Here is a 13,928-nt window from a genome sequence, read left to right on the forward strand (position 1 = left end):
CTCTTTTTCTGCTGCCACGGAAAAAAGCTCAAGGATTTCTCCTTGAGCTTATATTCATGAAGCTTTGTTCCAGAGCCCTGCGGTTAGCGGGCAGCGCCGCCGGAGATAGCTTGCTCGGCGATTTGGACCAAGCGGCGGGTAATGTGACCACCGATTGCACCTGTGTCGCGGGAAGCCATGTAACCATAGTAGCCGTCTTGCGGAATTTGAATGCCCAGTTCTTGAGCAACCTCGTACTTCAATTGCTCCAAAGCTTGGTTTGCTTGAGGTACAACTAATTGATTGCTGCTGCGGGATTGTCCTGCACCCATGTTCAGCACTCCTTTCAACGGGATGATGTCTTTGATGTATTTGCAAGCTTGCAAGCTTATTATGTGTCGTATGTCTGAACTTATACTCCCTTTTGAAAAAATCAATCGGAGTTTCAAATTTTATCGGAAAGGCAGGTGCGGACTCGTCATGACGAAAGGATTAGGGTTGTTTTTTGCCTTCGGGGGCACGGCGCTCCTCGCGTGCATCAGCTTCTTTATGGCCACGGGCAAGCCTTGGCTGGCTGCTCTGTTCGGCTTGTTGTCGGTGCTGTTTATCGGAGCCGGCTTTATCGTGAAAGCCAAATTGAGAAAACGAAACGAATAAAAGAGCTTGCCCGGGACGAAGAAAGTTTCGTCCGGACAAGCTCTGGGGATGGGCTACAGAACGACGTAGCCCATTTTTTCTTTAACCCGCTTCAGCATTTGCTCCGCTTGCGCTCCCGCGCGCTCTTTGCCTTGACGCAAAATATCGTACAGCTCACCCGAGCTGCGGATCTCCGCATACCGCTGCTGGATCGGCTCCAAAGCAGCTACGACCGCTTCAGCCAGATCCTTCTTGAACGGCCCGTAGCCTTGCCCCTCGTACTGCGCTTCGATCTCCGCAATCGTTTTGTCCGCGCACTCGGCGTAGATGCTGATCAAGTTGCTGACCTCCGGCTTGTTTTGCGGGTCGAACTTCACTTCCCGCCCCGAGTCGGTTACGGCCCGGCTTATTTTTTTTCGGATGACGTCCGGGGCATCCAGCATCGCAATGTAGCTACCGGCGTTCGGACTGCTCTTGCTCATCTTCTTGGACGCGTCGTCCAAAGACATAATCCGTGCGCCTACTTCAGGGAAGTAGCCTTTCGGAATCGTAAACGTATCGCCGTAACGCTGATTGAAGCGGTGCGCCAGATCGCGCGTCAGCTCCAAATGCTGCGTCTGGTCGTCGCCGACCGGAACAAGTGCCGTATCGTACAGCAGAATGTCGGCCGCCATCAGCGACGGATAAGTGAACAGACCGGCTCCGACGGATTCCTTGCCGGCGGATTTGTCTTTGAACTGCGTCATGCGTTCCAGTTCGCCCATGTACGTGAGCGTCGTCATCAGCCAGCCGAGCTCGGCATGCGCAGATACGGTCGATTGCAGGAACACGGTCGCCACGTTAGGATCGATGCCTGCCGCCAGGTAGAGCGCAGCGACGGCTTCCGACTGATCCTTCAGCTTTTCCGGCTCCTGCGGCACCGTGACGGCGTGCAGGTCCACCACCATAAAATAACAATCGTGCGTATGTTGAAGCTTTACGTAATTTTTCAATGCACCGATATAGTTGCCGAGCGTCAGCTGACCGCTGGGCTGCATGCCGGACAATACTCTCAATTTGGACATTTTGCAGTCCGCCTCCTTTATTTTATTTCGCCTGTAAGCTTCCCGAGAAAAACAAAAAGGCCTCCCGCCGCAAGGGACGAGAGACCGTGGTGCCACCCTAATTTACCCGCAATCGTCTGTACAAGACAGATCCCACGGGCCTTCAGCCTCCTGTAACGGGGAGGAAACCGGAACGGCCTACCGGCGCGCAACGCTGAATCGAAGCTTACCCGGGCCCGGGTGCGTCTGCGCACGTTCAACCTTCAGCTCAGGGATCCATTCGTTCGGCTGCCGCCCGCCGGTTTACACCACCCACCGGCTCTCTGCAGAGCTTGCCTGCCGCCTACTTATTCCCGTCATCGCTCTTATTAGACGTCATTTTACCTAAACGCCATCCTCCTTGTCAACCTCGGAATCGGAACAGGAACGTCCACCGCCGCAGCCACGCGCTTTTCCAGTCTTCATAAAGCTTTAAAAACTTGTCCTATGTACGAATCGGAAAGCATACTATATAATAATAATTACGAATAATAAGGAGACATGCCCCTTGCAAACAATCGTCCAACGGTGGGTTACGAACATTCTCGCCGTGCTGTGCATCCTGATGCTGGTTCTCATTTATACGCAAAAGCAGCCGCCGGACTTTTCCTTTTTAAGCAGTGCCGGCATGCAAAATTTCAAAACGCTGTTCATCAGCATTATCCTCGAGGCGCTGCCGTTCGTCCTGCTCGGCGTGCTCGTGTCCGCCCTGCTGCAGATGTTCGTGTCCGAGCAGACCATCCGCCGGCTGACGCCGAAAAATCCGGTGCTCGGCGTTCTGTTCGCCTGCGTCGTCGGGATCATTTTTCCGCTGTGCGAATGCGGCATGGTACCGGTCATCCGCCGGCTGGTGCTGAAAGGAATGCCGGTCTATGTGGCCGTCGTCTTCATTCTCGCCGGTCCGATTATCAATCCCGTTGTGTACGCGGCGACCTTCATGGCATTCCGCACGCGGCCGGAGATCGCTTATTCCCGGATGGCGCTCGCCTTCATCGTTGCGGCGGCGATCGGCCTTATCGTGTACCGGTTCGTGAAGCGCAATCCGATCCGCGGGGCGGCGCCGGAGCTTAGCGCCAACGGGTACGGCGCTCCCCAAGCCTTGCATCGGCGCGACGACGCCCGGCATAGCGCGCACGAGCACGAGCATACACATAAGCATGGCCATTCCCATGAGCAGCACCATGTCCATATGCATCATCATGACCATGCTCACCATCACGGGCATACGCATCCACACAGCCATGCGGACCATGACCATACGCACGATCATGGACATAGCCGCAGCAGCCGTTTGCTCGGCGTCCTCGGACACGCTTCGGACGAATTTTTCGATATGGGAAAATATTTGATTTTCGGCGCGTTTCTGACCGCACTCATTCAAACGCTCGTCGCGCGCGAAAGCCTCGTGTCCATCGGCCAAGGCGATTTTACCTCCCATCTGTTTATGATGGGGCTCGGGTACGTCTTGTCGCTCTGCTCCACCTCGGACGCTTTCGTCGCTTCGTCGTTTGCCGCAACCTTCTCGACCGGCTCGCTGCTGACATTTCTCGTCTTTGGCCCGATGCTGGATATAAAAAGCACGCTAATGCTGCTGTCGGCCTTCCGCGCCCGCTTCGTGCTCCTGCTGTCCGCACTGGTCGTTATTGTCGTGCTCGCCGCATCGCTGCTGTACGAACGGCTTTTCTTCCTGTAAATTGACTTCCAAACAAGGCAAAAGGAGTGTGTGCCGTGAATTCTCGGGTACTGGGCCTGCATCATGCATTGAAAACCATAATTCTGCTCGGCTTCGCCGTCTACATCGCCTATCTGGTCAAAACCGACGGCATTCTGCTGTACATAGCCCCCCGCATGGTTGATTACGTCAAATGGTCGGCCGTCGCGCTGTACGCCGTCGCCGCCTACCAGCTCTACTTGACGCTTCGCGCCTGGCGCGGCCGGGCATCCGTCGTCTGCGATTGCGACCATGATCACACCCCATCGCGGTCGCTGTTCAAAAACATCGTCGTGTACGGATTGTTTTTCTTCCCGCTGCTGCTGGGCTTTCTACTTCCCGACAGCACGATGGGCAGCAGTCTTGCCGCCAAAAAAGGGATGAACCTCAGCAGCTCCAGCTCGGTGAAAAAAGACAGCGAAGCCGCCAGTGCGGAGACCGGAACCACGAGCGCCCCGGCAGGGACTCCCGCTGGTACGGATACCGCCCCCGCTGCTCCAGGCGCTCAAGCACCCGGGACTCAGGCGGCAGTGTCTGCGGACGGGGAGCTTTTTCCGGCAGATAAATTTACCCAGCAATACGCAAAATATGCGAAGCAGCTCTACAAATCCGATTTGATTACGGTGAAAGAAGATTTATTCATCGAAACGCTGACGTCCGTCGACCTGTATCTCGACCGGTTCGTCGGCAAAAAGCTGCAGCTCACCGGCTTCGTCTACCGGCAGGAGGAGATGAAGAGCAACCAGTTCGTCGTGGCACGCTTCTCCATCCAATGCTGCTCCGCGGACGCCGCCCCGTTCGGCGTGCTGGCCGAATATGACCGGGCCAATACGTTCGCAGACGACAGCTGGGTTACGGTCACCGGAACGATTCAAAAAACGAAGCTGAACGATGCTGACATCATGGTGCTGAAGGTCGAGAAAATCGCCAAAGCCGAGCCGGCCAAAGTGCCGTACGTCTACCCGAACTTCGATTTCGGCGCCTGATTCAAAGGATTTTCCCGGGTGACAGTCCCCGGCTCCTCTGGTACAATGGAAGCGATTTACGATCGGACTATTTTACCGGGCAAAGGAGAACTTCGGAATGATAATTAAGCAGATCGACTGGCAGGGAACACCGGCCTATACGCTCGAAAACGACAACCTGATCGTCAGCATTTGCCCATCCGTCGGCAACAACGTCTACAGCATTTGGGATAAAACGCTGGAGCGCGAAATGCTGCGCGTCCCGGCCTCGCCGGCCGCAATGGCCGACGAGCCGGTTCAATACGGCACGCCGATTCTGATGCCGCCGAACCGCATACGCGATGGCCGCTTCACGTTCGAGGGCCGCAGCTACCAATTCGAGATCAACAACGCGCAGGGCAATCATATTCATGGCGTGATCAAGAGCCAGCCCTGGACCGTGCTTGCCACCGGCGAAAAGGACGGGGTCCTCTATATCACGTCCGTTTTTCGTTTGGCCGCCGATGCACACGTGCAGCATCAATTCCCGCACGAGCTGGAGCTTGAGGTAACCTACGAGCTGCGGGGCAGCACGCTCCGTCACCTACTGAAGGCGACTAACCGGGGACAAACGTCCGCTCCGTTCGGCTACGGGCTGCATACGTGGTTTTTGCTGGACGGGGAGCCGGAGAACTGGACGCTGCAGCTGCCGGCGAGCGGCATCTGGGAGCTGGACGAAACGAACGTTCCTCTCGGCCATATCGCGCCGCTTAGCGACAGGTACGCGAAGCTGCCTGAAGGCGACGTGCTGAAAGGCCATGACATGGATACCGTGTTCCAAATCGGGGACTACCCTTGCCTCGCCGTGCTGTCCGGCCCGAAGGCGGATATCCGCTACAGCGGCTCCGATCTGTTCAAGCAATGGGTCGTTTATACGAAGGGCGAAGCCCGGGATTTCATCTGCCTGGAGCCATACACTTGGGTTACTAACGCACCGAATATCGATCAACCGGCCGAGGTGACGGGCTTCCGCGCCATCGAACCGGGAGGTTCGCTGGAGCTCGAAGTAAAGCTTGAGGTTACTTACAAATAACTTGAACATAAAACGGCTAAAAAAGGCTCGCGGGCAGCCCGGAACGAAACCGGGCGACGCGGGCCTTTCCGCATGCTTTAAAGCCCCCTCGCGCCCCATTCTTTTCCTTTTTCTACGCGGGTCTATAATTCGAAGTCCGTACGCAAATATTAGCTAATAGCTTGGAATTCAGCGTTCTGGAGGACCCGCGCAATGGCCAAACGATATTGCCGTTATTCCGTTCTTCTGATCCTATTGATCTCGGGCGCGTGCTCTCCTGCGGCCGAGCGTACCGCGCCTCCGGCACCGTCTTCAAGCGAACCCCGGATGGGGACCGACACGAAAGCGACTCCCACGCCTTCCCCATTGCCGTCATCCGAACCGGATGCCCCTGCGGAACGCCGGGTGACCTTGGCCGCAGCCGGCGACGTGCTCATTCACCGTACGATCTACGAGGACGCACGGACACGGCTTAACTACGATTTCCGACCCGTCTTCGAGGCGGTGCGGCCGCATTTGCAGGGGGCCGACGTCGCGTTCGCCAATCAGGAGAGCATTACCGGCGGAACCGCGCTCGGGCTGTCCGATTACCCAGCCTTTAACAGTCCGTTCGAGACAGCCGACGCCCTCCGTGACGCGGGAGTCGATATCGTCTCGATGGCGAACAATCATACGCTGGATCGCGGAGAACAGGCGGTGCGTCAGGCGATCCGGCATTGGAAGCAGCTTGGCGTCGAATATGCGGGCGCGAGCGAGAACGAAGCGGACCGCAAGCGGCTCCGGATCGTGGAGCACAACGGCTTGAAGCTTGCTTTCGTCGCTTGGACTTACGGGACGAACGGGATTTCCCGGCCCCCGGGCAAGCCTTATTTGGTCCATTTGCTTGAACAGGAGCGCGCATTCCGGCAAGAAATCGCCGAGGCGAAAAAACAGGCCGACGCTGTCGTGGCGAGCCTTCATTTCGGAACCGAATACGCCCGGCTTCCATCGGAGCAGCAGCGAAAATGGGCCCGCTTGGCCGCAGCCGCCGGAGCCGATGTCATCCTCGGCCATCATCCGCACGTGCTCCAGCCGCCGGAATGGATCGATAACGGAAACGGCGGGAGGACGCTCGTCGCTTACTCCCTTGGCAACTTCCTGGCCGCACAAAAGAAGCCCGATCCGTATGTGCGGATCGGCGGTATTTTGAAGGCGGAGCTGCGGAAGCCGAGCGGGGCGTCTGGCGGCAGAGCGGCCGTCACGGTCGGCGGAGTTCGCTTTTTGCCGACCTATATCCGGTTTCAGGCCTGGCGGGGATATCGCGTCATTCCGTTAAGCCAAGCCTCGGAGGCAGAGCTTCCCGGCGTGCGTGGCATACGGGAGGAGATCGCCGCCCATATGCGGCGGTGGATGCCGGAGCTGCTCGTCGATTAGCGGTAGAATGACAAAAAGCTGAGCCGCAGGGCGTCAGCCTTTTCCTCCTTTTCGCGTCCGAAACACGCACCTGCCCCGCTCTTCTTCGTACGATATAGAAAAAGAACGCGGAAAGGCAGGCTGGACAGATGAGCATCAGCAAATCCGATTGGTTCGACGGAATTACCAAATTGTTGACCGAGGACAAACAGATGAAGACCATGTTCAAGGACATGGAAAAACTGGAGAAAGAAATGACCGCTTTAATGAAACAGATGGAAGCGCTCAAGAAGCCGAAAAATAACAACTAGCCCCGGGCAAGCTGCCGCTTTACCGTTTCGACGGTATCCTTGAAATACGGCCGGTAATCCAAAGGTTCGACAAAACGCAAAAACGTCTCCCCGATCTCCCTTACCTGCTTGGCGTAATCCGACCGATCGATATCATACGTGCCCAATTGACGAGGGGACCTCCCCTCCCGTTCCTCCACTTCCGTCAATTCCAACCGGTCGTCGGCCTTATGCCGTACGATAAACGAGAACGCCCGGCATTCCGGATCCCCGCAGCCGCAGCAGAAGAACGGCACGCGCTGCCATTCGTCCGCCGGCGCCCAACGAAACGGCTCCACATCTTCATGAACGCTGAGCAACAGCGCCGGAAGCCCTACGTCGATGCACAGCGGTTCGTCAATCAGCGTTTCGCCGTCAATCTCCAGTTTAACGTCGGCATGCACGATTTGCAGGTCCGCATCGAAGGACCAATTGCTGCACGTCAGCATGAATCCCAAGACAATCCCTCCTCGTTGTATGGTCAGATTTACCAATTTCCAGTCCGTGTATATTCGTTCGTGTGGAACATACTACCTAGTGAACGGAGGTGATATCGATGGGCGCAGGACAATCCCGCAGCAGCAACCAATTGGTCGTACCTCAAGCTAACCAAGCTTTGGATCAGCTGAAGTATGAAGTTGCTCAAGAGCTGGGCATTCAGATTCCTCAAGACGGTTACTATGGCTTCATGGCAACCCGTGATACTGGGGCAATCGGGGGTCACATCACTCGTCGTCTGGTTCAAATCGCCGAGCAGCAGCTGGCAGGCAAGTTCACAAGATAATGCACGACCTCAATACTTAACCGGGCGGCTCCTTAGGGACCGCCTTTTTCCGTTGCCATTCATTATAGCAAAACTATCATTTGCTTTCTATTTGCCACTTTAGCTATGACTTAAGTATAATGGAGGGCATAGTCCCTCAAAAGGAGGATTGCTTTTGGCTCTCCGGTTCGGGAGAAGCCGTTTGCCTGAATTGCTGGCTCAGACAAACAGGACACAGGCAGATCTAGCAAAGCATTTGGGAGTTACTGAATCTTACATTTCACAAATCATCAAAGGGAAAAGCAAGCTATCCGTTCTCAAGATGAAGATGGCGGCGGATTACCTCAATTGTTATATGGATGATCTTTTTGAATGGGAATGGGAGACAGGTAAACGGTAAAGAGCAAATTAGGTTTGCTCATTCTCCGGCCACAAACTTAAGTAATAGCTTAAGTCGAGCCAAAAATGGTAACGATGTCCGAGATCAATAAGCTGCTTGCAGACATGATGAAAGAAATAGAACAGCTTAGAGTAGGGCTCAATGCCTTATCCGAGAACAAGACATCCTTGGTAGATCCTGAAGTCATCAAGGCCAGTAAAAAATTGGACGACGCTTTGAACGAGTACGCCCGCCTGTCCAGCAAATGGCAAGAACCCCCCACCGGCCAAGTTTAGTGGGGGGACCGTTTTCTATGACTGCTTCCGGCAGTTAATCGCGTAGAGCCGTACTTCCTCATCCGTATCCGCATACGGGATCGTGCCTTCAAAATGCATTCCCAGCTTTTCCAACAGCTTGGCCGACGCATGGTTATCTTTGGTGGTAATCGCCACAAGGCGTTGTAGCCCCAGTTCGGATTTGGCATAAGCCAGCGCGGCAGAAGCAGCCTCGAATGCGTACCCTTTCCCCCGGAATTCGGGAAGAAATGCATATCCGATATCGACATCCTCTAAGAAATCCCGTTTTGCAAATCCGCAGATACCGACCGGCGTGCCCCCATCTTTCAATTCCGTCAAGTAAAATCCGAACCCCAAACGGGCATATGAGTCCAGCGGCCCTTTTATAATAAAGCTCCGCGCGTCATCGAGCGTCCTCAAGCCTTTATCGCCGATGTAGCGGATCCAGGAAGGATCGTTCATAAGCTCCAGAATAAACGCCGCGTCCTCTACGGTTTGGTGGCGAAGAATCAGCCGGTCGGTTTCGAGTACGATCATATCGGTACCCCTTTCATTCGTAAAAACACACCCCTGTGGTGCTTAATGAGGTGTGTCATTCGGTGGATTATGCTTGTTATTTTTCTTGTCATGGATGTACAGATCGAGCGCTTCAATCCCTCTGCGCGCAAGCTGAATAAATAAAATTAAACAGTAAATGGAAAGACCGATTAAAATGACATAAATCAGCATACTCCCAATAGCAAAAAACTCTATGTTAATCACCTCCGAATTGATTATACACCCACTATTCCAAAAAGTTCCATACTATAACCCCCTATTAAAATCAAAAAAACCTCCCGATCAAGGGAGGCTGTAAGTTATATCGAACATTTAGAGCATCAGAAGGATTGAATTTAGTTGAAACCATAAAACAATTTAAAATAGTTATAATGGGATAAAAGAAAACCTTGGTATGAGTGCAGTAAGCTTGATCAATAAGAAAAACTTCTATCGAAGTCTATTCATGGATGAGCGACCGCGGTTTAGCGGAAGTTTTTCTTGGGATATAGAATTTGTTCAGCTTCGCTGAAAATTTATAAATTCTATATCGTTCAAAAATCGCGTTTGTTTTTATTGGACTCGCTAACCAAATTCGCCATGTTATAGTTCGACTCAAAAGTCACGCTGGTGCAGAGCAAGTCTTGGCGCATCGCGAATTCAAATTGAATCTCACCGTGCGTCCAACGTTTCAGCTTCAACGATTCCAGAGCGGTCTGGCGGAACGAAAGCTGATGGCTTTCGGACAGGCCACGCTCTGCCACCTTGATCTCCGTACCCTTGCTCTCCAGAGGAAAATGCCGGATGCCGAACTTCCCGACCATGTTATTTCGAATCTGGACGAAAACCGTCCCCGAGGTAAGCTGAGCCAGCTCCTCTCTCAATTCCCGAAACACCAAATCCAACTGTCTGGCTAAAGGCAACTGTTCTAAAATCACAGAGTTCCTCCTTTCAAGTAGTATAATTGGAATATTATGTATATCTGAGGCTCTAGACCCATTATAGGACAATATAACCACGTTGACAACAAATTTTTTCATAAAATTCACGATAATCCAACAAAATTTTACATCGTAAGGCACCGCGCATATGGGACCGCTTTCATTCAAGTGACTGAACGATTGCTCTCGTTGGAAAACTATGGACCGGGCATTCTTGGGGGTGGTATAATTACCCATACAGCCAGGGCGATGACGTAAGCATTTTATCCTACACCTTCAAAGGAGTCGTTAATTTATGAACTGGTTTCTGGGCCTTTCGTTCAAGAAGAAGCTGCAAATCGGCTGCTACACCCTCGTTGTCGTCTATTCTGCCGCCATGCTTCTGCTTATTTCCACCTCCTCCTTAAGTCCCATTCTCGGGTTCGTGTTTCTGGCTGTGATGGCAGGACTCAGCTATCCTTTTATACGCTGGTTGGAGAGAGCGCTTACAGAACCGATTAGCGACATTTCCCGCGCCGCCCTGAGCATCTCCAAAGGAGATTTCTCGCAAAAGATCCACATCCGCTCCGACGACGCTCTTGGCGAGTTGGGGACGGCCTTTAACCGCATGACGGAGAAGCTGCGCGAGCTTCTGCAGGAAACGGGACGGGCCTCGAAGCATGTGTTCGACTCCAGCAGGGATATTTATTTTAAAAATGAGAAGATGAAAACAGTGCTTGAGGAAGTGTCCGTCGCCGCCGGAGAGCTTGCGTCCGGAGCCAATCAGATTTCGGAAGAGATCGGCGGCGTCTCCTCGGCGACGAAGGATATCGAGCAGCGGGTAACCGAATATACGGAATCGACCCGGGAAATGAACTCGCGGGCCAGACAAATGATAGCGCTGGTAGACAAAGGACTTCAGTCGGTGGAAACCCAGAGCGAAGGCATGCGCAAAAATGTCGACGCTACGGCCAACGTATCTCAAACGATCGATTCGCTCGCCCGGCAGACCGGCAGCATCTCGCAAATGACCCGAACCATCTCGGATATTGCCGAACAAACGAATCTGTTATCGTTGAACGCTTCCATCGAAGCTGCGCGTGCAGGCGAGCACGGCAAAGGCTTCGCCGTCGTCGCCCAGGAGGTCCGGAAGCTGGCGGAGGAAGCCACTGCCTCGACCAAAGAGGTGTTCGGTCTTGTTCGCAGTATCGAACAAGGGATTCAGCACGCGCTTGCGTCCATGGCCGAGAACGAGCAGATCGTCGCGGAGCAGACGAAGCTTATTGGCGAAACGGAACGGGTCTTCGCAGAAATCGTCAGCAGCGTCCGGTTCATTTCCGAGCAAATCGCCGCTTTCGCCGATGGGACGGAGCAAATGCTGGCCGGAGCCAAGCATATTTCGGCTACGATGGAAAATATATCGGCCATTACGCAGCAATCCGCTGCCGGGACCGAGGAGGTGTCCGCGTCGATGATCGACCAGATCTCGGCCGTACAGGCCATCGTGGCCCAGTCAGAGGAGATGACGAAGCTGGTGACGAAACTCCAGCAGACGATGAGTATCTTTAAATTGTAGCGTTAGGCGGGGCTTTTTGTCGAAAGGCATATCTTGCGCTGGAAATGAGGGATAAACAGGTCCGCCTCCGGCCGCTCTTGATATCGGGTCATTTGAATTATAACTGAAAGGTATTGACCCGATATCAAAGGCGGCACGTAAACTCTCCGACGGACCCGTTTATCCAATTTTTCAGCTCTAGGAACCCTTTAGATAACAAACCCCGCCTAAATAGGCGGGGCCCAGGTTGTTTTAAGAAACCCAGAATGGAGAAAATCTCAGACCAATAGAGGTGGGGTATATCCCGTAAGAGTTTACGTCCGCCTTTGAGACCCGTGAAAATACCATTAATTCTAATCAAGTTCACGGGTTTCAAGAGCGGCTGGAGGGATATACCCCACCGGCATATGCAGAGAATTTCTATGCGAAGCGGGTTTCTCAAAAAGCAAGCCCCGCCTAAAAAGAGGCGGGGCTAAAGATTACTCCGTTAAGCGCAGGAACTCGTTGACGTCGGCGATGGTGACGTCCATCGCCTGCTGCCAGAAGTCCGGCTTGCGTAGGTCGACGCCGAGATGCTTGCTCGCCAGATCTTCGACCGTCATCCGTCCGGTATCGCGCAGCAGCGCAATGTACTGGTCTTCGAACGCCGCGCCCCGGCGGAGCGCTTCGGCGTACAGACCGGTGCTGAACATGTAGCCGAAGGTGTACGGGAAATTGTAGAACGGCACGTCCGTCAAGTAAAAATGCATTTTCGACGCCCAGAAGTGCGGATGATACTCGGCAAGCGTATTCCGGTAAGCCTTCTTCTGAGCGGCTTCCATCAATTCGTTCAGGCGCTCGATGCTCACGAGCCCGTGGCGGCGCGCCTCGTAAAAGTCTGTCTCGAACAAGAACCGGGCATGAATGTTCATATAGAAAGCGACCGAGCGCTGAATTTTATCCTCCAACAGCGTTAACCGCTCTTCATCGGTCTCCGCTGCCTTCACTGCTGCATCGGAGACGACCATCTCGGCGAACGTGGAAGCCGTCTCGGCGACGTTCATGGCGTACTCCTGGGCAAGCGCCGGCAGATCGTTCATCACATGTTGATGATACGCGTGTCCGAGCTCGTGCGCGAGCGTCGATACGTTCGATGCGGTGCCCGCATACGTCATAAAGATGCGCGTTTCTTCGGAGATGGGAAACGACGTGCAGAATCCGCCAGGACGCTTGCCTGCGCGGTCCTCCGCTTCGATCCAGCCGTTCTCGAACGCCATTACGGTGAATTCGGCCATTTTCGGGCTGAAGCGGCGGAACTGCTCTACGATGAGTTGCGCGCCTTGATCATAGCTGAACGTCATATTGCCTTCTCCGACCGGTGCGTCGACATCATGCCATGCCAATTTCTCAACGCCCAGCAGCTTCGCTTTCCTCTCCAGGTAACGGACGAACACGTCTTTGCTCTGCTCGATCACGCCCCACATCGCATCCAGCGTTTCCTTCGACATCCGGTTGATGGTTAGCGGCTCCCGATGAATCTCATCCCAGCCCCGGCGCTCATACAGCTTAAGTCGGAAGCCGCCCAGGTGATTGAGCGCGTCGGCGCAGTAATCGGCATGTTTCGCCCACTCCCGCTCCCACAAGTCGAATACCCGCTGCCGTACGCTGCGGTCCGGGCTGTACATTTTGTTGGCGGCCTGTCCCGCCGAGAGCTCCGTTACAGTCCCGTTTTCTTCGAACGGGATGCTGAACTTGCTCACCGTCGTATTGTACAGCTCGCCCCAACCGTGATACCCGTCTACGGCAAGGTCGTGGATTAGCGCTTCCTGCTCCGGTGACAGCTTCTCCGATGCAAGCCGGCGCCGCTCTTCAAGCGGGTAAGTGATTTCACTAAGCTCCGCGTGAGCAAGCAAGCCTTGCCAAGCCGACTCGGGAATGCGGCGCAGGAAATCGTCAAAACGCGTCGAGGCGGAAGCGAAAGCGGCTTGAATCGACTTCACCTGCCCAGTGAGCTGGACCGCACGCTTGTCGTTTTGATTTTCCGCCGTCAGGCAGCCGGTGAACGATTCCGCTTCGCGTATTTTCAATAAGGCCGTTTGCACCAACACAATCACGGGGAGCAGCGATGCCGATTGCTCTGGCGTTTCCGGTACGGCCAGCCCGCTTAACGTCTCGTCCAGCTCGGAGATGTTCGATTGCAGCTCTTTCAAAAATTGAATAAAAGCATCAGACCCGCTGCCTCCCGGAAAAAAACGCTCCAAATTCCAAGTTTGCGGCAAAGGATTACGCATGGATAAACACCTTCCTTATTTATACATTATGTATCTCTTTCCATTAAACCACAATTTGGCGCA

The 13,928-nt window shown here is 54.1% G+C and carries 16 protein-coding genes; 10 read left to right on the forward strand and 6 right to left on the reverse strand.

Annotation, left to right across the window (positions count from 1 at the left end; genetic code table 11):
* Positions 1–83: 83 nt before the first annotated feature.
* Positions 84–311, reverse strand: coding sequence for an alpha/beta-type small acid-soluble spore protein (locus QMG93_RS26015; RefSeq protein WP_036693330.1), 228 nt, complete (start codon positions 309–311; stop codon positions 84–86).
* 148 nt (positions 312–459) lie between these two features.
* Here QMG93_RS26015 and QMG93_RS26020 point away from each other — a divergent pair, with 148 nt between their 5' ends.
* Complete coding sequence (locus QMG93_RS26020) at positions 460–636, forward strand: hypothetical protein (protein WP_281941707.1); 177 nt, start codon at positions 460–462, stop codon at positions 634–636.
* 53 nt (positions 637–689) lie between these two features.
* Here the strand turns inward: QMG93_RS26020 and trpS are convergent, their stop codons facing one another.
* Positions 690–1,679, reverse strand: a complete 990-nt coding sequence (gene trpS / locus QMG93_RS26025; RefSeq protein ID WP_281941709.1) for a tryptophan--tRNA ligase — start codon at positions 1,677–1,679, stop codon at positions 690–692.
* Positions 1,680–2,205: 526 nt separating this feature from the next.
* Between trpS and QMG93_RS26030 the strand changes: the two genes are divergently transcribed.
* The 5 genes from QMG93_RS26030 (at position 2,206) to QMG93_RS26050 (ending at position 7,127) form a co-directional block, all read left to right on the forward strand.
* The gene (locus QMG93_RS26030) at positions 2,206–3,390 is read left to right on the forward strand and encodes a permease (protein ID WP_281941711.1); all 1,185 of its coding nucleotides are present in this window, start codon (positions 2,206–2,208) and stop codon (positions 3,388–3,390) included.
* A gap of 35 nt (positions 3,391–3,425) precedes the next feature.
* On the forward strand, positions 3,426–4,394 hold the full coding sequence (locus QMG93_RS26035) for a TIGR03943 family putative permease subunit (RefSeq protein ID WP_281941713.1): 969 nt from the start codon (positions 3,426–3,428) through the stop codon (positions 4,392–4,394).
* Between the two features lie 97 nt (positions 4,395–4,491).
* On the forward strand, positions 4,492–5,445 hold the full coding sequence (locus tag QMG93_RS26040; RefSeq protein WP_281941716.1) for an aldose 1-epimerase: 954 nt from the start codon (positions 4,492–4,494) through the stop codon (positions 5,443–5,445).
* A gap of 192 nt (positions 5,446–5,637) precedes the next feature.
* Entirely contained in the window at positions 5,638–6,837 is a 1,200-nt protein-coding gene (locus QMG93_RS26045; RefSeq protein ID WP_281941717.1) for a CapA family protein, read from the forward strand.
* A 128-nt stretch (positions 6,838–6,965) separates the two neighbouring features.
* Entirely contained in the window at positions 6,966–7,127 is a 162-nt protein-coding gene (locus tag QMG93_RS26050; RefSeq protein WP_216789411.1) for a hypothetical protein, read from the forward strand.
* Here the strand turns inward: QMG93_RS26050 and QMG93_RS26055 are convergent.
* A complete protein-coding gene (locus QMG93_RS26055) occupies positions 7,124–7,594 on the reverse strand; it encodes a hypothetical protein (protein WP_281941863.1) in 471 nt (156 codons plus the stop codon). The genes QMG93_RS26050 and QMG93_RS26055 overlap by 4 nt on opposite strands.
* Positions 7,595–7,701: 107 nt before the next feature.
* Between QMG93_RS26055 and QMG93_RS26060 the strand changes: the two genes are divergently transcribed.
* The 3 genes from QMG93_RS26060 to QMG93_RS26070 all read left to right on the forward strand — a co-directional run bounded on the left by QMG93_RS26060 (position 7,702) and on the right by QMG93_RS26070 (position 8,583).
* Positions 7,702–7,929 carry an alpha/beta-type small acid-soluble spore protein gene (locus QMG93_RS26060; protein WP_036693306.1) on the forward strand — a complete coding sequence of 76 codons (228 nt, stop codon included), beginning with the start codon at positions 7,702–7,704 and terminating at the stop codon, positions 7,927–7,929.
* A gap of 181 nt (positions 7,930–8,110) precedes the next feature.
* Positions 8,111–8,308 (forward strand): helix-turn-helix transcriptional regulator, encoded by a 198-nt coding sequence (locus QMG93_RS26065; RefSeq protein WP_157999732.1) that lies wholly within the window; start codon positions 8,111–8,113, stop codon positions 8,306–8,308.
* Positions 8,309–8,382: 74 nt separating this feature from the next.
* Positions 8,383–8,583, forward strand: a complete 201-nt coding sequence (locus QMG93_RS26070) for an aspartyl-phosphate phosphatase Spo0E family protein (RefSeq protein WP_281941723.1) — start codon at positions 8,383–8,385, stop codon at positions 8,581–8,583.
* Between the two features lie 15 nt (positions 8,584–8,598).
* On the opposite strand, the gene QMG93_RS26075 is transcribed toward QMG93_RS26070, so the two are convergent.
* Both QMG93_RS26075 and QMG93_RS26080 read right to left on the reverse strand, forming a co-directional pair.
* Positions 8,599–9,120, reverse strand: a complete 522-nt coding sequence (locus tag QMG93_RS26075; protein ID WP_281941725.1) for a GNAT family N-acetyltransferase — start codon at positions 9,118–9,120, stop codon at positions 8,599–8,601.
* A gap of 554 nt (positions 9,121–9,674) precedes the next feature.
* Entirely contained in the window at positions 9,675–10,058 is a 384-nt protein-coding gene (locus QMG93_RS26080) for an O-methyltransferase (RefSeq protein WP_216789416.1), read from the reverse strand.
* Between the two features lie 298 nt (positions 10,059–10,356).
* Here QMG93_RS26080 and QMG93_RS26085 point away from each other — a divergent pair, with 298 nt between their 5' ends.
* Positions 10,357–11,616 (forward strand): methyl-accepting chemotaxis protein, encoded by a 1,260-nt coding sequence (locus QMG93_RS26085; protein WP_281941727.1) that lies wholly within the window; start codon positions 10,357–10,359, stop codon positions 11,614–11,616.
* A gap of 458 nt (positions 11,617–12,074) precedes the next feature.
* Here QMG93_RS26085 and QMG93_RS26090 read toward each other — a convergent pair whose 3' ends face one another.
* A complete protein-coding gene (locus QMG93_RS26090) occupies positions 12,075–13,865 on the reverse strand; it encodes a M3 family oligoendopeptidase (protein WP_281941729.1) in 1,791 nt (596 codons plus the stop codon).
* Between the last annotated feature and the right edge of the window lie 63 nt (positions 13,866–13,928).

The organism is Paenibacillus tyrphae (assembly GCF_027925525.1).
Lineage (GTDB): Bacteria > Bacillota > Bacilli > Paenibacillales > NBRC-103111 > Paenibacillus_G > Paenibacillus_G tyrfis_B.